The 23,895-nt window shown below is 70.7% G+C and carries 19 protein-coding genes; 10 read left to right on the forward strand and 9 right to left on the reverse strand.

Translation table 11 applies throughout. The features are described from left to right. Positions 1 to 10 precede the first annotated feature (10 nt). Together MON03_RS02290 and MON03_RS02295 are read right to left on the reverse strand one after the other, a co-directional pair. Positions 11 to 913: an ankyrin repeat domain-containing protein gene (locus MON03_RS02290; RefSeq protein WP_148286185.1), complete on the reverse strand. Its 903-nt coding sequence runs from the start codon at positions 911 to 913 to the stop codon at positions 11 to 13. A gap of 52 nt (positions 914 to 965) precedes the next feature. After that, complete coding sequence (locus MON03_RS02295) at positions 966 to 2,549, reverse strand: tyrosine-protein kinase domain-containing protein (protein WP_242090262.1); 1,584 nt, start codon at positions 2,547 to 2,549, stop codon at positions 966 to 968. 75 nt (positions 2,550 to 2,624) lie between these two features. Between MON03_RS02295 and MON03_RS02300 the strand changes: the two genes are divergently transcribed. Genes MON03_RS02300 through MON03_RS02310 form a run of 3 tightly spaced genes read left to right on the forward strand, consistent with a single transcriptional unit; the run spans position 2,625 to position 5,661 of the window. Continuing rightward, complete coding sequence (locus tag MON03_RS02300) at positions 2,625 to 3,974, forward strand: hypothetical protein (protein ID WP_242090264.1); 1,350 nt, start codon at positions 2,625 to 2,627, stop codon at positions 3,972 to 3,974. Further along, positions 3,974 to 4,549, forward strand: coding sequence for an arsenate reductase/protein-tyrosine-phosphatase family protein (locus tag MON03_RS02305; RefSeq protein ID WP_242090266.1), 576 nt, complete (start codon positions 3,974 to 3,976; stop codon positions 4,547 to 4,549). The genes MON03_RS02300 and MON03_RS02305 overlap by 1 nt, the downstream gene beginning before the upstream one ends. After that, positions 4,546 to 5,661, forward strand: a complete 1,116-nt coding sequence (locus tag MON03_RS02310) for a glycosyltransferase (protein ID WP_242090268.1) — start codon at positions 4,546 to 4,548, stop codon at positions 5,659 to 5,661. Before MON03_RS02305 ends, MON03_RS02310 begins: the two co-directional genes overlap by 4 nt. A gap of 78 nt (positions 5,662 to 5,739) precedes the next feature. Here MON03_RS02310 and MON03_RS02315 read toward each other — a convergent pair whose 3' ends face one another. Beyond that, a complete protein-coding gene (locus tag MON03_RS02315) occupies positions 5,740 to 6,882 on the reverse strand; it encodes a glycosyltransferase (protein WP_242090269.1) in 1,143 nt (380 codons plus the stop codon). 63 nt (positions 6,883 to 6,945) lie between these two features. On the opposite strand from MON03_RS02315, the gene MON03_RS02320 reads away from it, so the two are divergent. Next, positions 6,946 to 7,413: a hypothetical protein gene (locus MON03_RS02320; RefSeq protein ID WP_242090271.1), complete on the forward strand. Its 468-nt coding sequence runs from the start codon at positions 6,946 to 6,948 to the stop codon at positions 7,411 to 7,413. A gap of 60 nt (positions 7,414 to 7,473) precedes the next feature. Here the strand turns inward: MON03_RS02320 and MON03_RS02325 are convergent, their stop codons facing one another. From MON03_RS02325 to dnaK, 4 genes are all read right to left on the reverse strand, one after another. Continuing rightward, on the reverse strand, positions 7,474 to 7,884 hold the full coding sequence (locus MON03_RS02325) for a heat shock protein transcriptional repressor HspR (protein WP_242091497.1): 411 nt from the start codon (positions 7,882 to 7,884) through the stop codon (positions 7,474 to 7,476). A gap of 171 nt (positions 7,885 to 8,055) precedes the next feature. Beyond that, positions 8,056 to 9,063, reverse strand: a complete 1,008-nt coding sequence (locus tag MON03_RS02330; protein WP_022903970.1) for a DnaJ C-terminal domain-containing protein — start codon at positions 9,061 to 9,063, stop codon at positions 8,056 to 8,058. 23 nt (positions 9,064 to 9,086) lie between these two features. Further along, positions 9,087 to 9,734 carry a nucleotide exchange factor GrpE gene (locus MON03_RS02335; RefSeq protein ID WP_022903971.1) on the reverse strand — a complete coding sequence of 216 codons (648 nt, stop codon included), beginning with the start codon at positions 9,732 to 9,734 and terminating at the stop codon, positions 9,087 to 9,089. Continuing rightward, a complete protein-coding gene (dnaK, locus tag MON03_RS02340) occupies positions 9,735 to 11,612 on the reverse strand; it encodes a molecular chaperone DnaK (RefSeq protein WP_242090273.1) in 1,878 nt (625 codons plus the stop codon). Between the two features lie 285 nt (positions 11,613 to 11,897). On the opposite strand from dnaK, the gene MON03_RS02345 reads away from it, so the two are divergent. From MON03_RS02345 to MON03_RS02355, 3 genes are all read left to right on the forward strand, one after another. Further along, complete coding sequence (locus MON03_RS02345; protein ID WP_242090275.1) at positions 11,898 to 14,681, forward strand: Ig-like domain-containing protein; 2,784 nt, start codon at positions 11,898 to 11,900, stop codon at positions 14,679 to 14,681. Between the two features lie 201 nt (positions 14,682 to 14,882). Continuing rightward, positions 14,883 to 16,262 (forward strand): Ig-like domain-containing protein, encoded by a 1,380-nt coding sequence (locus MON03_RS02350; RefSeq protein WP_242090277.1) that lies wholly within the window; start codon positions 14,883 to 14,885, stop codon positions 16,260 to 16,262. A gap of 73 nt (positions 16,263 to 16,335) precedes the next feature. Next, a complete protein-coding gene (locus tag MON03_RS02355) occupies positions 16,336 to 17,484 on the forward strand; it encodes a class I SAM-dependent methyltransferase (protein WP_242090279.1) in 1,149 nt (382 codons plus the stop codon). Between the two features lie 62 nt (positions 17,485 to 17,546). Here MON03_RS02355 and MON03_RS02360 read toward each other — a convergent pair whose 3' ends face one another. Continuing rightward, positions 17,547 to 18,377 (reverse strand): aldo/keto reductase, encoded by an 831-nt coding sequence (locus MON03_RS02360; protein WP_175328807.1) that lies wholly within the window; start codon positions 18,375 to 18,377, stop codon positions 17,547 to 17,549. A 77-nt stretch (positions 18,378 to 18,454) separates the two neighbouring features. Continuing rightward, on the reverse strand, positions 18,455 to 18,862 hold the full coding sequence (locus MON03_RS02365; protein ID WP_175328806.1) for a pilus assembly protein CpaE: 408 nt from the start codon (positions 18,860 to 18,862) through the stop codon (positions 18,455 to 18,457). Between the two features lie 214 nt (positions 18,863 to 19,076). Between MON03_RS02365 and MON03_RS02370 the strand changes: the two genes are divergently transcribed. The 3 genes from MON03_RS02370 to tatA all read left to right on the forward strand — a co-directional run bounded on the left by MON03_RS02370 (position 19,077) and on the right by tatA (position 23,892). Further along, positions 19,077 to 21,839, forward strand: coding sequence for a glycoside hydrolase family 2 protein (locus MON03_RS02370; protein WP_242090281.1), 2,763 nt, complete (start codon positions 19,077 to 19,079; stop codon positions 21,837 to 21,839). Positions 21,840 to 21,950: 111 nt separating this feature from the next. Continuing rightward, positions 21,951 to 23,444, forward strand: coding sequence for a sugar transferase (locus MON03_RS02375; RefSeq protein ID WP_242090283.1), 1,494 nt, complete (start codon positions 21,951 to 21,953; stop codon positions 23,442 to 23,444). A gap of 151 nt (positions 23,445 to 23,595) precedes the next feature. Next, positions 23,596 to 23,892 (forward strand): twin-arginine translocase TatA/TatE family subunit, encoded by a 297-nt coding sequence (tatA, locus tag MON03_RS02380; protein ID WP_502798684.1) that lies wholly within the window; start codon positions 23,596 to 23,598, stop codon positions 23,890 to 23,892. Positions 23,893 to 23,895 lie beyond the last annotated feature (3 nt).

The following is a 23,895-nucleotide window of genomic DNA, read 5'->3' on the forward strand; positions in this document are numbered from 1 at the left end:
CCAGGGTGGTTCAGTCGGCCGACTCGTCGGAGGTGGGGTCGTCCGCGGTGAAGCGGAGCCCCGCGGTCTGGTCGTCGAACCAGGCGAGGAGGACCTCCTCCGCCTTCCGCGAGCCGCGCTCGCGAGCCAGGTCCAGGGCACTGCGCCCCTCGGCGTCGAGCACCGTCACGTCCGCGCCCCGTTCGAGCAGGGCCTCCGTGGTGCCGCGCCGGTCGAACCACGCCGACGCGTGCAGCGGCGCGAAGCCCCAGCGCGGGTCGACGTCGTCGATGCCCACGGGGTCGCTCCCGATGCCGTCGAGCGCGAGCGACAGCCCGCCGACGTCGCCGTGTCCGGCAGCCCGCACCGCGGGGGTCGCCCACTCCAACCAGCCGTCCGGCACCGGGCCGCGCCAACCGTGCTGCGGGCGCTGTCCGAGCTGCGCCCACTCGTCCTCGTGCACCGACCGGACGGCGACCTGGACGTCGCGGAAGTGCACCGCCAGCTCACCCGTGGGCGAGAGCAGGAGCCGGAGCTCCCAGACGTCGGCGTCGACGTGCGCGAGCTCCCCGCGCGAGACGTGGACGTCTCCGGCGAGGAGGTCGAGGACCTGCGTGTCGAGCGGTTCGAGCACGGCTCGCTCGAACCGGAGCGTCACGCGGGCGTGGTTCCACCGCTTCCAGAGGCCGTCCGGGGTGTCGAGCACTTCATCGTTCCGCACGACCACCGTCGCGCGCACGGTACTGCTGCCGTCGTCCGTCGGGGGAGCGGCGTCCCACTGCTCGACGCGGGCCTCGTTCCACGTGACCGACGCGAGGGCGGCCACGGTCGGCGGCGCGTCGGTCAGCAGCCGGGCGAGGTGCTCGGCGTAGCCCTCGACGTCCTCGAAGGAGACGTACCCGACCGCGGGCCAGCCCACTCGACTCCATCGCACGATCAGACACTACCGAACCGATCGGTGGCGCCGGTCCGGTCTCCCCGTCCCGCTAGTCGTTGATCCGGTGGGCGGTCGAGCGGCCGCGCCGAGGACCGGGCGGCTCCGCAGCGCGTGACGCCCTCCTGGAGCGACCCGTGCCCTGGTGCGAGGCCGGGCGCCGACCGTCCGAGCCCGTCCGTGTGCGCTGGACGACGACGTCGGACGGAGCACTCGCCGAGTCCCGCGCGCTGCCGGCGTCACCGCGCGCTCGCGACACCCGCCGGGGGCTCTCACTGGCCGGGGTGGTCGGCTCGTAGTTGTAGTAGTACTTCCCGCCCTTGGCCGCGCTCGTCCGGTTGACCGTGATGCCCAGGACACGGGCTCCGACCTGCTCGAGCCGGGTCAGTGCTGCGGTGACGTCGGCGCGGCGGACACGCCCGTCGAGGCTCGCGACCATCAGCACGCCGGAACAGATCGTGCCGAGGACCGCGGGATCGGTGACCGGGAGGAGCGGCGGGGCGTCGACGATGACGTGGTCGTACGAGCGCTCGAGGTCGCGGATGAGCTCGGTCATCTGCGGGGAGCTGAGCAGTTCGCTCGGGTTCGGCGGGACGCGGCCGGAGGTCAGGACGTGGAGCGGCAGCGTCCCCAGCTCCTGCATCGCGTCCTCGAGTTCGATCTGGTGCGTCAACACGGTCGAGAGGCCGACGCGGCTCTCGAGTCCGAGGTAGGTGCCGATGGACGGGCGGCGGAGATCTGCGTCGACGAGCGCCACGCGCGCGCCGTTGCGTGCCAGCACGAGGGCCAGGTTCAGGGCGGTGGACGACTTCCCCTCGCCCGGAGTCGTGCTCGTCACGACGACGCTCTGCGACAGGCCGTCGATGTTCGTGTACATGAGGTGGGTCCGCAGCTGGCGGAAGCTCTCCGCGCGGACGCTGTAGCCGTCGTCGTCGGTCATGATCGCCGGGGTCGTGCCGACCGTCTCGTCGAGCGGGATCTCGGCGAGCACCGACGCATCGGTCATCGCGGCGAGCTCCTCGACGGACCGGAGACGGGTGTCGAGCGCCGCCCGGACGAAGGCCTGACCGATGCCGATGGCCAGCCCCGCGATGATGCCGAGCGCTGCGGCGACGGTCACACGCGGCTCGTACGGCGCTCCGGGAGGCGATGCCGGCTGGAAGACGGAGAGGCGCACGAGCTCGCTGGCGCCCTCGCCGACGCGCTCGACGTGGTCCACCTGCTCGATCAGTACCTCGGTGACGGCGTTCGCCACGGTCGCGGCCACCGCCGGGTCGGGGTCGGTCGCACTGATCGAGATGAGCACGGTGTCGTTCTGCGCGGTCGCGACGACGGTGCCGCTCAGGTCCGCCGCTTCGCCGTGCAACCCGGCCTTCTTCGCCGCGAGCGCCAGGACGCGGGGCGTCTGCGCGAGTGCCGTGTACGACTTCACGCGGGCGGCGGAGAAGTTGTTGCCCTGACTGAGGTCGCTGACGTTCCCGCTGCCGTTCACCGCCACGAAGACGCCTGCGGTCGCGCGGTACTGCGGCGTCTGGATCGCGGCGGAGGCCACTCCCGCCGTCGCGCCGAGGACGAGGAACAGCGCGACGGAGAACCACCGTCTGCGCAGTGTCTGCAGGAATTGTGCGACGTTCATGTGGTCTTCCGATCCGGGTCGATGCGTGTAATACTCATACTACATGCTTTGATATTTCACGACAAGGGAGGTCGCATGACGATCCTCGGAGCAGTGCTCGCGCTGGTGCTGGCCGGACTCGTCGTCACGCGCAGGACGGCATGGCTGCCGATCGTGCTCGGCGTCACGGCGGGGCTGCCGTACTCCGCGGCCGTCTCGGTCGGCGGGAACTCCGTGCCGCTCTTCTTCGTCGCCGGGTTGCTCGCGGTCGTGCTGCTCCTCGCACCGGCCCCGGGTGCCCTCGCCCCGCACTGGACCCGTGTCGTGCTCGTGTGCTTCGTCGCCTGGTCCCTGCTCATCACCGTCGCCGCTCCGTGGTTCTTCCGGGGCATCCGCGTCCTGTCCTCGCGGGGCGGGGTCGACCTGCAGGTGCTCGACCCCGACACCCTCGCGTTCACGGCCAGCACGGCGGGTCAGGTCGCCTACGTGCTGATCGCCGTCGCTGTCCTGCTGTACCTCGTGCGCGCGGGAGCCGCCCTCACCACCGTCACCGTCGCGTTCGCGGTCGGCACCGTCGGCACGACTCTGCGCGGGATCATGGTCGTCAGCTCCGGTGACCTCCTCGGGCCGCTCATGGACACCACCAACGCGATCTACGCCGATCCCGGCACCCGACTCCGTGGGGTGTTCAACGAACCGAGCGAGCTCGCGGCGTTCTCGCTCCCGGCCGCCGTCTTCTTCGCGATGATGGCCTCCACCGGGGTCCGACGTCGTCGCTGGCCGTGGTGGCTCCTCGCCCTGACCGCGTGTGCGAACCTGCTGCAGGCTGCCTCCGGTGTGGCGGTCGTGGCGTCGGGCGTCGTCGTGTCCGCCGGCATCGTCGTGCTGCTCGTCCGCTCGCTCGTCCTCGGCGGGGTCGGCGTGCAGTGGTTCGTCCTCGGAGGACTGGCCGCGGCCTTCGTGCTCATCGGCTGGTGGTCCGAGCTCACCGCGCCGATCGTCGAGCTCGTCGACGACAAGATCGGGAGCCAGTCGTGGAACGCCCGCACCGGAGCGGACGTGTTCAGTCTGCAGCTCATCGGCCAGACGGGCGGACTGGGTGTCGGCCTCGGTGGCAACCGCCCCTCGTCGTTCGCCGTCGCGCTGCCGAGCACCATCGGTGTCCCCGGCACGGTCCTGTTCCTGCTCCTCGTGGTCGGCGCGGTCCTCGCCACCCGGACGGACCGCGGCCTGCTCCCCGCCTCCGTGTCCCTCGTCGCACTGCTCATCGCGAAGTCCGTGGGCAACCCCGACCTCTCCACGCCCGTGCTCTGGCTGCTGATCGGGGTCTGTTTCGTCCCGCTCTGGCGACGCGCCCTGATCCACGACGCAGGTCCCGCAGCCGCAGCGTCCACCGCCGTGTCGCCGGCCACCGCCGCGCGTCTCCTCACCAGAACGGAGTCCTGATGTCCGTCATCGTCATCGCCTGCGAGGGGAACATCTGCCGCTCGCCCTACGTGCAGTTCGCGCTCGCCGACGCGCTGGACCGGTCGGGTGTCCACGATCATTCCGTCCGCAGCGTGGGAGTCCGTACCGTCGCCGGTCGGCCGATGTTCCACCGTTCGTCCGCAGCGCTCGCCGCGGCAGGGATCACCGGCCACGAGTCGTTCCGGTCAAGCCCCGCGACGCCCGCGCTCCTCGCCGACGCGGACCTCGTCCTCACCATGGAGCGGTGGCACCGCTCGAGCATCGTGGAGCGCGTCCCGCGGACCTTGCGGCGCGTCTTCACCCTCCGCGAGGCTGCTCGGATCGCGTCGCGCGCTGATCTGGTCGCCGACGTCGCGGTGACGGGCGGTGACGTCGCCGCTGTCCTCCGCCGGCGCCGACTCGACGCGATCACGCCCGATCCTGTGGCCGACGACATCCCGGACCCCGTCGCCGGAGACGCGGAAGCGCACGCGGCGTTCCGTCGGACCGCGGACGACGCCGTCTCGGCCCTCGTGCCGCTCATCGTCGCGTGTGCGAGCGGAGCGGCCGCATGACCGGCCGGGGTGTCATCCTGCACGAGTGGATCGAGCGCCGGGGCGGGGCCGAGCGGGTCGTCGACGCCATGGCGTCCGCGTTCCCGGCAGCAGACCTCGGCTGCACGTGGGACGACGATCCGGGGCGCTACCCGGGGCGTGTCGTCCGCGAGAGCTTCATCGCGCGGACACCGCTCCGCGGTCGCAAGGCGCTCGCGCTCCCGGCCCTGTCCGCGATGTGGCGAGCTGCGCCGCCCGTCCGCGGGGAGTACGACTGGGCGCTCGTGTCCTCCCACCTCTTCGCGCACCATGCCCGCGTCCTCGGGGTCGCTCCCGAGCGCCAGTTCACCTACGTGCACACCCCCGCGCGGTACCTCTGGAACCCGGAGCTCGACGCACGCGGGGACCGTCTCGCGGTCCGCGCCGTCGCACCCTTCTTCCGGGCCGTCGACCGGCGCCGTGGTCGCGAACTCCGACGCGTCGCCGCGAACAGCGGCTTCGTCCGCGATCGCATCCGCGACGCGTGGGGCATCGAGGCACGGGTGATCCATCCTCCCGTGCAGGTGGATCGACTGACCAGCGTTCCGGATTGGAGTGCTGAACTCGATGAGCACGAGCTGGCCGTGCTGGAGGACCTCCCACGGGGGTACCTCCTCGGAGCGTCGCGCTTCGTGCCGTACAAGCGTCTCGACGTCGCGATCGACGCGGGTCGGGCCTCGGACCGACCGGTGGTGATCGCTGGCAGCGGCCCAGGCGAGACCGAGCTGCGGGCGCTGTCGTCCCGGAGCGGCGTGGACGTCCGGTTCGTGATCGATCCGTCGGACGCCCTGATGGCGGCACTCATGCAGCGCGCGACGGCGTTCGTGTTCCCGCCTGTCGAGGACTTCGGCATCATGCCGGTCGAGGCGATGGCGCTCGGCACCCCGGTCGTCGCGAACCGCCTCGGCGGTGCTGGTGAGACGGTGCAGGACGGTGTGACCGGCGCGCTCGTCGACGACTTCTCGGACGCGGCACTCGCCCGGGCCGTCGACCGGGTCTCGGGACTCGACGGCGCAGCCTGCCGAGAACGTGCGGCGCAGTTCCGCACCGAGCGGTTCCAGCAGGAGCTGCGGGAGTGGATGGGCGTGTCCTGATCTGCGTCCACGGACAGACGGCGGCACGGTGACGGTCGAGAGCGACCGGCACCGTGCCTCCTGGATGTTCGGCGGCCGTCAGCGCGCCACGGCGCGGAGGAGGACGTCTTCGATCTGTGTCGCGATCCGTTCGGGCGTGTGTGCGAGGGCGGTCGAGCGCCCTTCCGTCACCAGGGACGCTCGCAGCGCGGCGTCGTCGGCGATCCGGAGCATCGCCGCGGCCAGTGCCGCGGGGTCGTCGCTGGGGACGAGGAGGCCGTCGTGCTCGTGCGTGAGGATCTCGGCTGGACCACCGGTGTCGGCGGCGATCACGGGCCGGCCGGCGGCGAGTGCCTCGACGACCACCTGGCCGAAGGGCTCCGGACGGCGGCTGGTGTGCAGGACGGCGTCCGCCCGCGCGTACTCTGCTGCGACGTCGTCGACGTGCCCACGGAACTCGATCGCGTCCGTCAGACCCAGACGGTCGACCAGCGTGCGGAGCGCGTGCTCGTGCACCAGGTCGCCATCGAAGAGCGGGGCGCCGACGAGGGTGAGCCGGACCCGCCGGTCGAGGCCGCAGGCGCGCGCGGCGGCGAGGGCACGGACCGCGATGTCCTGACCTTTCCAGGCGGTGATCCGGCCGACCAGCACGAAGCGTCGAACCTCGTCGCGCTGCGGTGTCGCGGTGCCGACATCGGCGGGGCAGCCGATGACCGTCGCGCGACGCCGGGCGGCAGCGGGGAGTGAGCCGAGGGTGGTCCGGGAGTTCGCGATCACCTCGCGCGGGACCGTCCGGAACACCGCACGGAGGAGTCGCGCGCCCAGCGGAGCCGCGCCCTCCACTCCCATGATGTCGTGCGCGTGGGCCACGACGGGGACACCGGCAGCGCGAGCCGCCGCCCCGGCGTACACGTGCGCCTTCGCCGAGTGTGTCGCGACGACGTCGACGCCGCGGGAACGCAGCCAGTTCCGGAGCCGCACGGTCGCGGCGATCGTCCCCACGGCTGCGGTGGCGGCGTTCGCGACGCCGGCGCCTCGGGCGCTGACCCGCGCGACGCTGGCTCCGAGCGGGATCACGACGTACTCGATGCCCCGAGCGCGCAGGACGCTCTCCACGGGGCCGTGTTCTCCGAGGACCACGACGGGGTGGACACGGTCCAGTGCTGCACAGGTGCGGGCCACGAAGAGTTCGGCTCCGGAGCACTGAGCGCTGTGGGTGACGAACGCGACGGTGATTGCCATGTTCCGATTGTACATGTAATATATAGAACACGACAGGGAAACAAGTCCACGAAAGGCTTCGACATGAACCGCACCGCGCTCCGATCCGTCCTCGCGACCTCCGCCGTCGCCGTCTCGCTGCTCGGCCTGACGGCGTGCTCGTCCGCCGACGCGCAGGACAAGGCGTCCGCGACGCCGAAGCCCACCGCGTCCGCGACAGCACCGGCAGTCACCGACGAGGCGCTCTTCGGCAACCTGCCCGAGGGTGTCGAGACCCATGAGGCCTCCTGCGTCGACGGGAAGGCGACGATCGACCAGCCGAACGCCAAGGTCGTCCTCGCGGGCGACTGCGACCTCGTCACCATCACTACGGGCAACTCGGTGGTGCAGCTGGGCAAGGTCGGCACCCTCGTCATCGACGGCGACATCAACGGCGTTGCCGCGAAGACCATCGGCTCGCTCGAGCTCAAGGGGGGCGGCAACTCGGTGCTCGCCGACAATGCGCCGAAGACCACGGGCGACACGAAGGACAACCGCGTCGAGCAGCGCTGACACCACTGCGACACGCCCCCGACTCCGTGACGGAGTCGGGGGCATCGTGCTTGCAACGGATCAGCGCGGGGGCCGCCACAGGACGATCTGCGTGTTCCGCTGCGGCCGCACCCCGGCGCGCAGCGGGACGGCCGCACCGGTGGCCGAGGCGGCGAACACGCGTGCGCCCGGACGGCTGATGAGCTGGTCGGCCAGGGCCGTCTCGAGCTCGGACACCCGCGAGCGCAGCGCCCGGTTCTCGTTCTCGAGTTCGAGCACCCGCCGGATGCCCTCGAGCGAGACGCCCTCGGACCCGAGGCGCGCGATCTCCCGCAGCTGTGCGATGTCGCGCATCGAGTAGCGCCGCGAGCCGCCGCGGGTCCGGCCGGGCACGACGAGGCCGAGCCGGTCGTACTGCCGCAGCGTCTGCGGGTGCATCTCGGCCAGCTCCGCTGCCATGGCGATGGCGAAGACGGGCGAGTTCTCGTCCATGTCGGTCATCGACCGCCCCTTCCGTTCAGCGCGTGGTGCACAACAGCCTGGGCCCACGCCGCCGGTCCCCACGCGACGCGCCAGCGGCGTGTCGGCCGTGCCGGTGGGGAGAGGCTCGGTGCGGCTCCGTGTCGGAGCCGCACCGAGCCTCCAGACCGGTCGCTCATGACGCTAGCCGCGCGCCTTGGCGAGGAGGTCCTCGCGGGGGTCCTCGTCGGGCAGGGCGGCCGCGAGGGCCTCGACGGCCTCGCGCTGCTTGTCCGTGAGGTGCGATGGCACCGCGACCTGCACGGTGGCGAGCAGATCGCCGGTGCCCTTCTTCGTCGTGACCCCGCGGCCCTTGACGCGGAGGACACGACCCGACGGGGTGCCGGGGGCGACCCGCAGCTTGACGGGCTCGCCGCCGAGCGTCGGCACCTGGATCGTCGCACCGAGCGCCGCCTCGGCGAACGTCACGGGGACGTCGACGCGGAGGTTGAGCCCGTCACGCTCGAACACCGGGTGCTTGCGGACCGAGACCGTGACCACGAGGTCGCCGGCCTCGCCGCCGTCGGGGGAGGGCTGCCCGCGTCCGCGGAGGCGGATCTTCTGCCCGTCCGCGACCCCGGCCGGGATGCGCACGTTGACCGTGCGACCGTTGCCCTGTGCGAGCTTGACGGTGTCGCCGGCGATCGCGGTCGCGAAGTCGAGCGTCGTGGAGGCGGTGACGTCAGCACCCTTCGTGGGGCCGCCGAACCCGCGGTAGCCGCCGTTGGACTGGCCGAAGCCGCCGCCACCGCCGAACATGCCGCCGAGGATGTCCTCGAAGCCGCTCGCGCCGCCGCGCCCGTTGCCGGGCTGCCCGAAGCGGACGCGCTGACCGCCCCCGCCGCCGAACATGCCGCCGAAGACGTCCTCGAAGCCGCCCTGGGCGCCCGGGCCGCCCGCGGTGAAGCGGGCGCCCGAGCCCATGGCACGGACCTGGTCGTACTCCTGGCGCTGCTCCTTGTCGGACAGCACCGAGTACGCCTCGCTGATCTCCTTGAAGCGGGCCTCGGCGGCGGCGTCACCCGGGTTGGAGTCCGGGTGGTACTGCCGCGCGAGCTTCCGGTAGGTCTTCTTCAGCTCAGCGTCGCTCGCCGTCTTGTCGACACCGAGGACCTTGTAGAAGTCCTTGTCGAACCAGTCCTGACTGGCCATGAATCCCTACCTCCTTCCCGCGGTCAGGCCGGGACCGCGACCGCGACCTTGGCCGCACGGAGGACGCGCTCGCCGAGCTTGTAGCCCGGCTCGACGACGTCCGCCACGGTCTGCGCGGTCGCCCCCGGCGTGGGGAGCTGCACGATCGCCTCGTGGATGTTCGGGTCGAAGGCCTCACCCTTCTCGCCGATCTGCACGAGCTTGAACTTCTCGAAGCCGCCGCGGATCTTCTGACCGATGACCTGCATCGGCCCCTCGGCGAGGTCACCGTGGGCCTCGGCGCGGGTGAGGTCGTCGAGCGCGGGCAGGAGTGCCCGCACGACCTCGGCGATGGCGACCTCACGGTTGGCCTCGCGGTCGCGTTCGACGCGCTTCCGGAAGTTCACCAGCTCGGCCTGCGCACGGAGCATGTCGGCACGCATCTCGGCCACCAGGTCGCGGTCCTCGCTGCTGAGCTTGTCCTCGGCGATGCCCCTGGCAGCGTCAGCCAGCAGCGCTTCGTCCTCGGGGCTCAGATCGCTCTGGGGGCCGCCGGCGGCGGGGCCGTCCGTGGGGAGTTCCACGTCCGGTCCCTCCGCCTCGATGAGGTCCTCGGGCTCCTGCGCGTTGGTGGCGTCGCCCTCGACCTGGGGTTCGTCCTCGTTCGGCACGTTGTCCTTGGGGTCCGTCATCTACTTCTTGTCCTTGTCGTCCTCGTCGTCCACGACCTCGGCGTCGACGATGTCCTCGTCGTCAGCGGTGGCGCCTTCGGCGCCGGCCCCTGCACCGCCTGCGGCGGAGGCGTCCTGCTGCGAGGCTGCGCTCTCCGAGTAGATCGCCTGGCCGAGCTTGCCCTGCGACTCGTTGAGCTTGTCGAAGGCGGTCTTGACGGCGTCGTCGTCCTCGCCCGCGAGTGCCGACTTCAGGGCGTCGACGTCGGCCTGCACCTCGGACTTGACGTCCGCGGGGAGCTTGTCGTCGTTCTCCTTGATGAGCTTCTCGATCGAGTAGACCAGCTGCTCGGCCTGGTTGCGACGCTCGTTGGCCTCACGGCGGGCCTTGTCCTCGGCCGCGTGCTCCTCGGCTTCGCGGACCATGCGCTCGATGTCCTCCTTCGGCAGCGACGAGCCGCCGGAGATGACCATCGACTGCTCCTTGCCGGTGCCCTTGTCCTTCGCGGACACGTGCACGATGCCGTTGGCGTCGATGTCGAAGGTGACCTCGACCTGCGGGACGCCACGGGGGGCCGGGGCGATGCCGGTCAGCTCGAAGGTGCCGAGCGGCTTGTTGTCGCGGGTGAACTCGCGCTCGCCCTGGAAGACCTGGATCGCCACCGACGGCTGGTTGTCGTCGGCCGTCGTGAAGGTCTCGCTGCGCTTGGTCGGGATCGCGGTGTTGCGGTCGATGAGCTTCGTCATCAGGCCGCCCTTGGTCTCGATGCCGAGCGACAGCGGCGTGACGTCGATGAGGAGGACGTCCTTGCGCTCGCCCTTCAAGACGCCGGCCTGCAGCGCGGCACCGACGGCCACGACCTCGTCGGGGTTGACGCCCTGGTTCGGCTGCTTGCCACCCGTGAGGCTCTTGACGACCTCGGCCACGGCGGGCATGCGGGTCGAGCCGCCGACGAGCACCACGTGCGCGATGTCGCCCACCGAGACACCGGCTTCCTTGATGACGTCGTTGAACGGCTTCTTCGTGCGGTCGAGCAGGTCGGAGGTCATCTGCTCGAACTGGGCGCGCGAGATGGTCTCGTCGAGGTTGAGCGGGCCGTCGGCCGTGAGCGTCAGGTAGGGGAGCTGGATGCTCGCCGACATCTGCGACGAGAGCTCCTTCTTCGCCTGCTCGGCTGCTTCCTTGAGGCGCTGCTTGGCGATCTTGTCGGTCGACAGGTCGACGCCGTGCTCGTCCTTGAACTTCTTGACGAGGTAGTCGACGATGCGCTGGTCCCAGTCGTCGCCACCGAGGCGGTTGTCACCGGCCGTCGCGCGGACCTGGATCGTGGAGAAGTCGTCGTCCTTGCCCACCTCGAGCAGCGAGACGTCGAAGGTGCCACCACCGAGGTCGAAGACCAGGATGAGCTCGTCTTCCTTGCCCTTGTCGAGGCCGTACGCCAGCGCGGCGGCGGTCGGCTCGTTGATGATGCGGAGGACGTTGAGGCCGGCGATCTCACCGGCGTCCTTCGTGGCCTGGCGCTCGGCGTCGTTGAAGTACGCCGGGACGGTGATGACCGCGTCGGTGACGTCTTCACCGAGGTACTGCTCAGCGTCGCGCTTGAGCTTGCCGAGGGTACGGGCCGAGATCTCCTGCGGCGTGTACTGCTTGCCGTCGATGTCGACCTTCCAGTCGGTGCCGATGTGGCGCTTGACGGAGGCGATCGTGCGGTCGACGTTCGTGACGGCCTGGCGCTTGGCGGTCTCGCCGACCAGCACCTCGCCGTCCTTCGTGAAGGCGACGATCGACGGCGTGGTGCGCATGCCCTCGGCGTTCGCGATGACCGTGGGCTCACCGCCCTCGAGCACGCTGACGACCGAGTTGGTGGTTCCGAGGTCGATGCCTACTGCACGTCCCATGTGTTGGTGCTCCTTCTGTTCGTACTCGTGGTGCTGAAGTCGTTGGACTTGCGTCCGATGGACTCAACCCTACTCACCTGCACCTGGACGTCAAGGTGAGCGCCTCGGAACTTGCCATGAGTCGGCTCAAGTGGTCCGAGATCGCGGATGTTGTATTTCAGTGTTCGGTTTGATATTCTGGTACGGCAGCGGGGTCTCCCGCGAACATCCCACCGCGAGCCGCCGACGGCCCGATCGTCCGAGCGAGAGCACGCGGCCCGACCCCCTCGAAAGGGATCACCAACCATGTCATCCAAGAAGAAGCGTCTCGCGAAGGGCCTGGGCGCCGGTGCGCTCGCCGTCGCGACGATCGCGTCCGGCCTGTCCTTCGGTGCGGCTTCGGCTTCCGCCGCGACCGGTTCCGATGAAGTGCTCGGCACCATGAAGTTCCTCACGGGGACTTCCGGCATCGTCTCGACGACATCGTCCCACGGCGAGCCCTTCGCCAAATGGCAGCAGTACTCCACGGCGACCCAGGCAGCGCAACGCGCCACCACCTTCGACATCCTGCCGAGCCAGCGACCCGGCGCGTACGAGTACCGCTCCCAAGACAGCGGACTCTGCATCTACTTCAGCACTCCGGTCGATTATGAGGGCATCCCTGTCGTCGCTGAGAGCGGTTGTGGGAACAGCATCCAGGGCATCTTCTTCAAGAACGGGTCCTTCTACGGAGAGGACTGGGGTTGGTTGGGGAACTGGGCCGCTCTGGCTACGTACAACCGAACATGGCCAGGGGCAGGTGGCTCCTCGGCAACGGCCGCAGTCGGCAATCGCGGACAAGTCGGGAACACCTCCTGGAACGATCTACCCCCGCTCCTCGGCGGAGTCGCGAAACTGACCGCACAGGGGTCGTTCGACACGGACATCGCGAAGAAGGCGACCGTGTCGGGCACCGCCGAGCCGGACGCCACGATCACGCTGAAGAACGGCACGACGACGCTCGGCACCACGACCGCGGCAGCCGACGGCACGTACTCGTTCGACGTCACCGCCCCGAACAAGGGCGGCGCCCTCGCCCTCACCGTCACGCAGACGGTCGACGGCAAGGACGGCGGCTCGAAGGACGTCAGCCTCGACTACGGCAAGGCGGTGGCGATCACCGGCCCCGAGGATCAGGATGAGGTGCCCGCCGGGTCCACCGCGATCACCGGTTCCGGTGAGGCCGGCTCCGACGTGCAGGTCTTCGACAACTCCGGCCGCACCCCGGTCATCTCGACCAAGGTCCGCAGCAACGGCACGTGGTCGGGTACCGCGACGCTGACCGCCGGTGAGCACACGCTCGAGGCGAAGCAGATGTCGAAGGGTGCGAACACCACCACCTCCACGGTGACGGTGAACCCCGGTGACGGTGCGTCGGACGCGCAGCCGGTGGCGCTGGACGCGAAGTTCGACGCCGATGACGCCTACGGTCTCGCGGTGCTCTCGGGCACCGGTGAACCGAACGCGACGGTGTCGTTCCGCAACACGACCACGGGTGCGACGATCTCGTCGGCGACCGTGGACGCGGACGGCGCGTACTCGGTCAAGATCCCGGCCTCGGCGATCCGCTACGGGGTGAACTCGTTCACCGCGACCCAGACCGTCGACGGCTCGACCACGACCGCGACCGACACGCTCGACTTCGGTGCCGAGCCGGCCGCCCCGGTCATCCAGACGCCGTCGGCCGGTTCGACGATCAACCCGGGCTCGATCTCCTTCGCGGGCACCGGTCAGGCCGACACCAAGCTCACCGTCCGCGGGACGAACACCACGGTCGCACCGCTGGTGAGCACCATGGTGAACGCGCAGGGCCGTTGGTCCGGCGACTCGATCCGCGAGCTGCGCGGCATGTCCTACCGCATCTTCGCGATCCAGACCGTCAAGGGCGGCCTGCAGAAGCAGACCGACGTCACCTTCACGGTCCGCGCCTCCGCCGGTCAGTCGGTGACCCTCGCCGCAGCGTTCGACCAGGCCGACCAGTTCGCTCCGGCGATCCTGTCGGGCCGCGGTGAGCCGGGTGCGACGGTCCGTGTGGTGAACACCTCGAAGAACAACGCCACCGTCGGCACCGCGGTCGTCGGTGACAACGGCCAGTACCGACTGACGGTCCCGGTGTCGGCTGCCCAGTACGGCGTCAACGCGTTCCGGGCGACCCAGGACGTGAACGGCACGAGCACCACGGCGACGGCGAACCTCGACTACGGCACCGCCCCGGCCCCGGTCGAGATCACCTCGCCGGCGCAGAACGCGGTCGTGTCGCCGAACGGCCTCCGGTTCTCCGGCACGGGTCAGGCGAACGCGCAGATCACCGTCCGCGGTACCAACACCACCAACCCGGCGCTGGCCTCGACCATCGTCCGCGCGAACGGCACGTGGGACGCGGACGCGGTCCGGACCCTCAGCTCGATGCAGTACCGCCTCTGGGCGACCCAGACCACCAAGGGCGGCCTGAACATGCGCGACGAGGTCCTGTTCAACGTCCAGGCGACCCCTGTGTCCATCGACGCCGCGTTCAACACCGAGGACCGCACGAAGCCGGCGACCGTGTCGGGTCGTGGCGAGAACGGCGCGACCGTCGTCGTGACCAACACCACCACCAACAAGGAGATCGGCCGGGCCACGATCGTCGACAACCGCTGGTCGCTGACCGTCGACCCGAAGAACGCGACCTACGGCTCGAACTCGTTCACCGTCAAGCAGACCCTGAACGGTGCCGAGACCTCGGCGACCGACACGCTCAACTACGGCACGGAGCCGATGGCGCCGACCGTGACCAGCCCGGTCCCCAACTCGAACGCCGAGGGTGACCGCGTCCCGCAGGGCACGATCTCCTTCGCGGGCACCGGGACCCCGGGTACCCAGGTCACCGTCCAGGGTACGAACACCACGGTTCCGCCGCTGGTGACGACCACGGTGCAGCCGAACGGACAGTGGGCGGCAGACTCGATCCGAGCGCTGAACAAGCACCAGCAGTGGGCGCTCACCGCGACGGTCACCACGAACGGTGGGCTGACGAAGTCCACCCCGTTCACCTTCTGGACCCAGCCCTGAGCTGGATGAACTGAACACCGACAGCCCCCGGGAGCCGACACGGCTCCCGGGGGCTGTCCCCGTGTGACGCCGATCGACTCTCGGTATTTTGTATATTGACCGCAAATGCGGTATTTTTCCAGTGCGGTACCACCGCGCAGTTCGCTCACCCGCCGTGGCAGCCTCGCGCGCGCGGCACGACCCTGTGAAAGGGAACCCCTCATGCCCCACAAGCCCAAGCGCGTCATGACCAGGCTCGGCGCCTCGGCGCTCGCTGCCGTCACGATCGCTTCCGGTCTCTCCTTCGGGACCGCTGCGACTGCCGCGCCCGCGGAGAACACGGCCGACTCCCCGGCTGCGTCCAGCACGGCGCAGCCGCGAGCCGGTGAGCAGACGCTCGACGCGACGCAGCGGTCGAAGGGCGGCAACAGCACGTCCACGTCGGTGACCGTCACCCCCGGCGACGGCGAGTCCGTCCAGCCGGTGTCCGTGAACGCCGCCTTCGACGCGTCCGACGGTTTCGCGCCTGCGGTCGTGTCGGGTCGAGGCGAGCCGGGCGCGACCGTCCGCGTGGTCAACACGTCGAAGAACTCCGTGTCCGTCGGCACCGCGTCCGTCGGCCCCGACGGCCAGTACCGGATGAGCGTCGCCGCGTCGGCAGCGCAGTACGGCGTGAACAGGTTCACGGCGACGCAGTCGGTCGACGGCTCGAGCACGACGGCGACGGCCACGCTCGACTACGGTGCGGAGCCGACCGCCCCGCGGTTCCAGACCCCGACCGCCGGCGGGACGATCGATCCCGGGACGATCGCGTTCGCCGGCAGCGGTCAGGCGGACGCGAAGCTGATCGTCCGTGGCACGAACACGACGGTCGCGCCGCTCGTGACGACCACGGTGGACGCCCAGGGCCGGTGGTCGGGCGACTCCATCCGCGAGCTGCGCGGCCTCGAGTACCGCATCTTCGCGATCCAGACCGTCAAGGGCGGCTTGCAGAAGCAGTCCGACGTCACCTTCACCGTCCGTGCCACCGCGAGCCAGGGCCTCACCCTCGGGGCTGCGTTCGACGAGGTCGACGAGTTCGCTCCGGCGGTGCTGACGGGTCGTGGCGTGCCGCGCGCAACGGTCCGCGTGGTGAACAGCTCGAAGGGCGATGCCGCGGTGGGCACCGCAACGGTGGGGGCTGACGGTCAGTACCGACTCACCGTCGCTCCCTCTGCTGCGAAGTACGGCGTGAACACCTTCACCGCGACGCAGGACGCTGCCGGGAAGACCACGACCGCGACCACGAGCCTGGACTACGGCACTGCTCCCACCGCCGTCCGCATCACCACGCCGACGCAGGGTTCGGTCCTCCCGCCGTCGACGCCCACGTTCAGCGGTACGGGTGCGCCGCAGGCGAAGATCACCGTCCGTGGCACGAACACGACCGTGGCGCCGCTCGTCACGGCCACCGTCGGAGCGAACGGCCGGTGGTCGGGCACCGCCGTCCGCGCGCTGGACAAAGCCCAGGCCTACAAGCTCTGGGGGTTCCAGACCACGAAGGGCGGCCTCGTGACCGAGACGGACGTCACCTTCACGATCCGGACGGGTGCGACGCGCTGACCGTCCGACAGCCCCCGGGAGCCACCGCGGCTCCGGGGGCTGTTCGTCCTGCGTCGGTCGGTAGCCTGGGCGGATGAGCGCGTTCGACTTCGCCGACCAGTTCCGGCGTGACCCCGACAGTTCGGAGCCGGACCTCATCACGATCGACGGCACGGACCGCTTCATCCTCGACGAAGCGCCGCACGTCCACGGAGATGCCCTCCGGCAGCCCGGTCACGTGGCCGTCGTCGATGACCGGAACGGTGTGCTCACGCTCGGCGTGATCACGGTGCACGGAGCGAGCGACGTCCGGGTGGTGCAGGACTCGCTCGTGGGGGTGCGCGCCCTCGAGGCGAACGCGGGGACCTTCGGCCGGCGTGGCTTCCACCACCCGGAGACCCTCGGGCAGGCGTTCCGTGACGTCCGGCTCGTCCCGCTGCGGCTGTCGAAGTCGAACGACCGGCTCGACGAGATCGCGCGGGCGGTGGCCCGGTACGCGGCGCCGGACGTCGTGCTGCTGTGCGGCGGCGTCTCCAAGCACATGAACCTCGGACAGAACGACGTGCTGCGTCGGTACTTCGGCGAGGTCACCGCGTCACGCGGGCGGGGGAAGTCCCGCCTCCTCATCGCGCAGGACCCGCTGCAGGCCGCTGCCTCGCGGGCCGATGCGACGAACCCGTGGCCGCGTTCCGTCCACAACGACGAGCTCGGGCTGACGATCGTCGCGCACGGTGGGGTGTTCGCCGGTTCGTCCCTCGACCTCGGCACGCGGGTGCTGCTCGGGGTCGTGGACGACGCCGTGCCGACCGCCCGGACCGCGGTCGACCTCGGGTGCGGCAACGGCGTGATCGCGGCGGCCCTGGCGCGACGGCGCCCCCGGATCAGGGTGATCGCCACCGACGTGTCGCAGATCGCCGTCGAGTCCACGCGGGCGACCGCCGCTGCGAACGGCGTCGGGGACCGGGTGGAGGTCGTCCGGACGGACGCGGGTGACGAGCTCGCCGACGGGTCGGCCCAGCTGGTCCTCTGCAACCCGCCGTTCCACGCGGACACCACGGTGACCACCGACGCGGCCGAAGCGATGTTCCGGAACGCGGCCACGATCCTCCAGTCCGGCGGCGAACTGTGGTGCGTCTGGAACTCGCACCTGCGCTACCGACCCGTCCTGGAACGGACCGTCGGCCCGACGCGCCAGGTGGTCCGCACCGACCGCTTCACCGTGACCGCCTCCCGGGTGCCCTGACCGGGCGACGGACATGACGAAGGGGCGGTCGCACGGCGACCGCCCCTTCGTCATCGCCGGGATCAGGCGGGGACGTAGTCGAACGTGTCCGGGTCCGGACCGGTGCGGTGGCCCTTGTCGAGCGACGTGATCGCGGTCATGTCCTCGTCGGAGAGCTCGAAGTCGAAGATCGCGAAGTTCTCCTCGACGCGCGAACGGGTGACCGACTTCGGGAAGACGATGTCGCCGCGCTGGATGTGCCAGCGGAGCACGACCTGCGCGGGCGTCTTGCCGGTGTTGCCGGCGATGCGCGTGATGGTCTCGTCGTCGAGCACGAGGCCCTGCGCGATGGGGGACCAGGCCTCGGTGGCGATGCCGTGCTCGCGGTCGTACGTGCGGAGCTCCTCCTGCGTCAGGTACGGGTGCACCTCGATCTGGTTCACGGCCGGGGTGATGGTCGTCTCGGCGGCGAGACGGTTGAGGTGGTGGGCCTGGAAGTTGCTCACACCGATCGAGCGGGCGGTGCCGGCGCGGTACAGCTCCTCCATCGCCTTCCACGTCGGGACGAAGTCCGAGACGGTCGGGAGCGGCCAGTGGATGAGGAAGAGGTCCGTGTAGCCGCCGAGCAGGTCGGCCGACTTCTTGCCGTTCTCGAGCGCTGCCTCGGGGTCGTGGAAGCCGTTGTTGAGCTTGGACGTGACGAAGATCTCCGAGCGGTCGATGCCGGACTCCGCGATCGCCTCGCCCACCTCCTTCTCGTTGCCGTACATCTCAGCGGTGTCGATGTGGCGGTAGCCGACCTCGAGCGCCGCGAGCGTGGCGTCCTTCGTGTCGGCGGGGTCGATCTGGAAGACGCCGAAGCCGAGCTGCGGGATGGTCTTGCCGTCGTTCAGGGTGATGTTCGGAACGGTCATGTCGCCATGCAACCAAAGGCTGCCCAGCGTGCATTCCGACAACTCCCAGCCGGGCGCGTCACCCGGTTCGAGGGCGTTCAGTCCAGCGCAGAACGGATGTACGCGAGCAACGCGGCTCCGTACGCGTCCGCTGCGTCCGGGGCGTCGAACGTCTGCCTGACGCCGTCGATCGTCGCGGACACGGTGAGGTCGTCGCCGGACCGCACGAGCGACTCGAACGCGTTCCCGAGCAGTGCGCGGAGCTGGTCCTCGCGGGGCAGCCAGAGCGACTCACGTGCTTCGACCGAGTCGAGCGCCCACTCGGTCGTGCCGTTGAAGCCCAGGACGGTGCCGCTCGGGTAGTCGTGCCGTTCGACGGTCATCTCGGACACCGTGTAGACGTCGTCGTCGACCCCCGGCTTGTCGATGACGAAGCGGTCCCCGGTCTCGGGGTGCCAGCGCAGGCCGGCGTCGCGCAGGGCCGCGGCGAGAGCAACTGTGATCACGGTGCACAGCCTGCCACGGGGCGCCGTGCAAGCTCCGCGTACTAGCATCGCCGGACACCCCCTCGCGCGATCGCCCAGGCGCTCGCGCGCGCGACGTGACGACGCCCGGCCAACTGGTGTCGCGCCTCCAGGCCGTCACCGGCCGACCGGCGGACCGACGGCCGGCGTCCCGACCGGGCGACCACCATCCCCGTCCGCCCAGAGAAGGACCCGCATGACCCTCGACCGCGAGGAACTCCGCGACGGCTGGACCGTGGCACTGGCCGGCGGCACCGGAGCCCCCGACGGGGTGGCCGGACGCACGATCCCGGCGACGGTGCCGGGCCAGGTGCACACCGACCTCGAGCGCGAGGGGCTGCTGGCCGACCCGACGTTCGACCGCAACGAGGCGGACGGCAAGTGGGTCGGACGCTCCGACTGGGCGTACCGCCGAACGCTCGACGTCGACCCGCGCGGGCACGAGCGGATCGACCTCGTGTGCGACGGCCTCGACACGGTCAGCACGCTGACGCTCGACGGCGTCACGATCGGCACGACCCGGAACATGCACCGGCGCTACCGGTTCGACCTGCGGGACGCGACGGGCGGGTCGAACGCGCGCACCGAGCGGGACCTCGAGATCCTCTTCGAGTCGCCCTACCGCGAGGCGGGTCGGGTCGCAGCGCGCGCGGGCAGCATGCCCGGACCGTACGACGAGCCGTTCCCGTACATCCGGAAGACGGCCTCGAACTTCGGGTGGGACTGGGGGCTCACGGCGGTCACGAGCGGCCCCTGGCGACCGGTCGCCGTCGAGCGCTGGTCCACCGCGCGACTGCGCGAGGTGCGCCCGCTGGTGGACGTCGAGGCGGGCGAGGGCGTGCTCGACACGCACGTCACCGTCGAGCGGTCAGGACCCTCGACGAGCGGGGTGAGCACCGCCGACCTCGACCACGACGGGGAGGACGACGACCTCGTGCTCGTCGTGACGGTGAGCGGTCCCGGACCGGACGGGACCACCACCCGGCAGCGGTCGCGGGCGCAGCTCACGCCCCGCGACGAGGACACGGTCGTCACCGTCCGGGTGCCGGACGCGCAGCGCTGGTGGCCGCGCGGCTACGGCGAGCAGCCCCTCTACGACGTCGCCGTGGAACTGCAGACCGTCGACGGCGAGGTCCTCGACCGCGACACCTTCCGGACGGGGTTCCGGTCGACGCGGATCGACACCGCCCAGGACACGATCGGGAAGCCGTTCGGGGTCCACGTCAACGGCACGCTCATCGACGTCCGCGGCGTGAACTGGATCCCCGACGACGTCATCGTCTCTCGCGTGACGCGCGAGCGGTACGAGGACCGTCTGCGGACGACGGCCGCGCTGCGTGTGAACCTCGTGCGCGTCTGGGGCGGTGGCGTGTACGAATCGCGCGACTTCTACGAACTGTGCGACGAGCTCGGGCTGCTCGTGTGGCAGGACTTCGCGTTCGCGTGCTCGGCCTACCCCGAGACCGAGCCGATCCGGAGCGAGGTCGTCGCCGAGGCGCGGGACAACGTCGCCCGGCTCTCGCGGCACCCGTCGCTCGTGGTGTGGAACGGCAACAACGAGAACATCTGGCTGCACGACGCCGACGGCTGGGCCGAGGCGCTCGGCGACCGTGGCTGGGGCCTCGACTACTACCTCGACCTCCTGCCGACGATCGTCGACGCGGTCGACCCGTCGCGCTTCTACACGGTGGCGTCGCCGTGGTCGGGCGACGAGGCGCTGCCCGCGAACGACGTCGACCACGAGACGCACCACTCGTGGGACGCCTGGAACCGTCTCCCCGACACCGCCTACCGGGCCTCCGTGCCCCGGTTCGTCTCCGAGTTCGGGTGGCAGGCGCCGCCCGCGTGGCGGACGCTGCGGGACGCCGTGTCGGACTCCCCGATGCAGGTGGACTCACCGGGCGTGGTCCACCACCAGAAGGCGGACGACGGGATGGCGAAGCTGGCGCGCGGGATCGCGCCGCGCTTCGGCGCCGTCGCGCCGTCGTCGTTCGACCAGTGGCACTACCTGACGCAGCTGCAGCAGACGCGCGCGATCGCGACCGGCGTCGAGCACTGGCGGACGCACTGGCCGCGCAACACCGGCGTCGTGCTGTGGCAGTTGAACGACCTGTGGGCGGTGTCGTCGTGGTCCGCGGTGGACTCGGCGGGCCGGTTGAAGCCGCTCGCGCACGAACTGCGGCGACTCTACGACGACGTGCTGCTGACGATCCGCCCCGTCTCGTCGGTCACTGCGCCCGCGGCGCGCGCCGCCACGGCTGCGCCCGACGCAGCGGCCGCGCCCGTCGCAGCGGCTGCGCCCGTCGCAGCGGACCGGCCTGGAGGCGCGGATCACCCGGCGTCGTCGGCTCCCGTCGGCGAGGCGGCCGAGCTGGGCGAACTCGCGGACACGCTGTCGCTCGGGTCCGGGGGTGTCTCGCTCGGGGTGTCGCCCGGTGCGTTCGGTTCGTCGCCCGTCGAGGTCGCGGTCCGGTCGACCCGGTCCGGGAACGACGGCGTGGTGCGCGTCCGACGTGTGACGCTCGCGGGCGCCGTGCTGGCCGAGGTGACGCTCCCCGTGCACCTGTCGGCCGGGGTCGCCGTGGTCGCCCTGCCCGAGTCCGTCGGCGTGGTGGACGACCCGCGGAACGAACTCATCGTGGCCGACATGGACGACCGCCGTGCGGTCTGGACGCCCGCTCCGGACCGGGACATGCGGTGGGAGCCGGCCCGGTTCACCGCCACGACCGAGGTGGACGGCGCGACCGTCCGCGTGGTGGTCGAGGCCGCGACCGTGGTGCGCGACCTGCTCCTCCAGCCCGACCGGGTGTCGCCCGACGGTGTCGTGGACCGGGGCTTCGTGACGCTGCTCCCCGGGGAACGCGCGGTGTTCCGGGTCCGCGGGGTCGACGCGTCCGCGGCCGGTGCGCTGCTCGAGGCGCCGGTGTTGTGGTCGCTGGCGGACGTCCTGAGTACTTGATATACCGAACACGAAAGTGATATTTTGGTAGGGCACTGCTCCGTCGCGCGTTGACGGTGGCGGAGCCCGGTCGATGCCCAGTCGTGCCGGCACCCGACCGGAGGTCCCGCGATGTCACTCGTCGTCCGTCCCGCACGTGCCTCGACCACGGTCGTCGCCGCGGTGTCCCGTCCTGTCTCCGTCGTCGCGCCAGCCGGTGCCCGGCCCGGGTTCGCCCTGGTCGTGGCCGCGCTCGACCTCGCCGTGCTGCTCGTCGCCTTCGTGACGGCGCACCTCGTCCGCTTCCCGGTGGAGGTGCCGGACGGTTCCGTCACTGCCGGCTGGGTCGAGTTCGTCGTCGCGCCCGCGATCGTCGTCGTCTGGATGACCCTGCTGTCGTCGTTCGGGACGCGCAACGCCCGGATCGCCGGGGTCGGGAACGAGGAGTACCGCCGGCTCGTGACCGCGAGTCTCGTTGCCGGCGCGATCGTCGCCATCGTCGCCTACGCGGTGCAGCTCGACATCGCACGCGGGTACGTCGCGATCGCCTTCCCACTCGGGATGGCGCTGCTCGCTCTCGAACGGAAAGCGGTGCGGACCGTGCTCGCACGTCGTCGTGGCCGTGGCGAACGACTGCAGGACGTCCTGCTCGTCGGTGACGCCGAGGACGTGCGCTACGTCGGGCGCCGCATCGCGACCACACCCGTCGCCGGGTACCGGGTCACCGGGGTCGTGACCGACTGTCTCAGCGTCGGGGAGACCGTCGAACTGGGAAGCGCACGGGTCGCGGTCCTCGGCGGGATCGACGACGTGCTCGACCGAGCGTCGGCCACGGGCGTCTCGGCGGTGGTCGTCGCCGGCGCCGTCCGGGGCGGGCACGAGCGGCTGCGACGCCTCGGCTGGCAGCTCGAGGAGCGCGGGGTCGAGCTCGTGGTGTCCTCGCCCCTCGCCGACATCGCCACGGGTCGAGTGCACGAGCGCCCCGTGGACGGCCTCCCGCTCATGCACGTCGAGATCCCGGACTACCGGCGCCGGACCGGCAAGCGACTGCTCGACGTCGTGGGGGCCGGGCTCGGGCTCCTCCTGCTCGCGCCGCTCTTCGCGGTGATCGCGCTCGTGATCCGGCTCGATGACGGCGGACCGGTGTTCTTCCGTCAGACGCGGGTCGGCCGCGGCGGACGCGACTTCTCGATCCTCAAGTTCCGGACCATGTGCGTCGACGCCGAAGCCCGCGTGGCAGCACTCGAAGCCGCGAACGAGGGCGCCGGGCCGCTCTTCAAGATGCAGCACGATCCGCGGGTCACCCGCGTCGGTGCCTTCCTGCGGCGGAGTTCGCTCGACGAGCTCCCCCAGCTCTGGAACGTGCTCGTCGGCTCGATGAGCCTGGTGGGTCCGCGTCCGGCGCTCCCGAAGGAGGTTGCCGTGTACGAGGACTTCGCGGACCGACGCCTCCTCGTGACGCCGGGCATCACCGGACTCTGGCAGGTCAGCGGTCGGTCGGACCTCGACTGGGCCGAGGGGGTGCGGCTCGACCTCCACTACGTCGAGAACTGGTCGTTCCTGCACGATCTCGTCATCCTCGCGCGGACGATCCCGTCGGTGCTGCGGTCCCGCGGGGCCTACTGACACCGGCCGGCGATCCTGGGCGAACGGTGTCCGTTGGGCTCCTCGCCTGGGATTACCCGACCGACCGAGTTACGATGTCTGCACCACGAGCTTCCGCCGCGTGTGTCGAAGAAGACCCGAGCACGGCGACCAGTTCACCATCGAAGGAGTCATGATGTTCGCAGGCCTCACCGGCATCCATCTGCTGATCATCCTCGGGATCGTCATCCTGCTGTTCGGGGCGACCAAGCTCCCGGCGCTGGCGAAGGGCCTCGGGCAGTCGATCAACATCTTCAAGAAGGAGATGGGCGAAGGCGACAAGAAGTCCGGCGACCAGGGCGTGCAGAACACGGCCGCGACCGACGCCACCGTGCCGAACACCACTGCGCAGAACACCGCCGCGCAGTCCGCCGGTCCGGTCCTGAACCCGGGTCCGTCGGTCCAGCCGAACACCGACTCCAACCGCTAGGAC

It is taken from the genome of Curtobacterium sp. DN_7.5, from assembly GCF_022655355.1.
Classification (GTDB): domain Bacteria; phylum Actinomycetota; class Actinomycetes; order Actinomycetales; family Microbacteriaceae; genus Curtobacterium; species Curtobacterium luteum.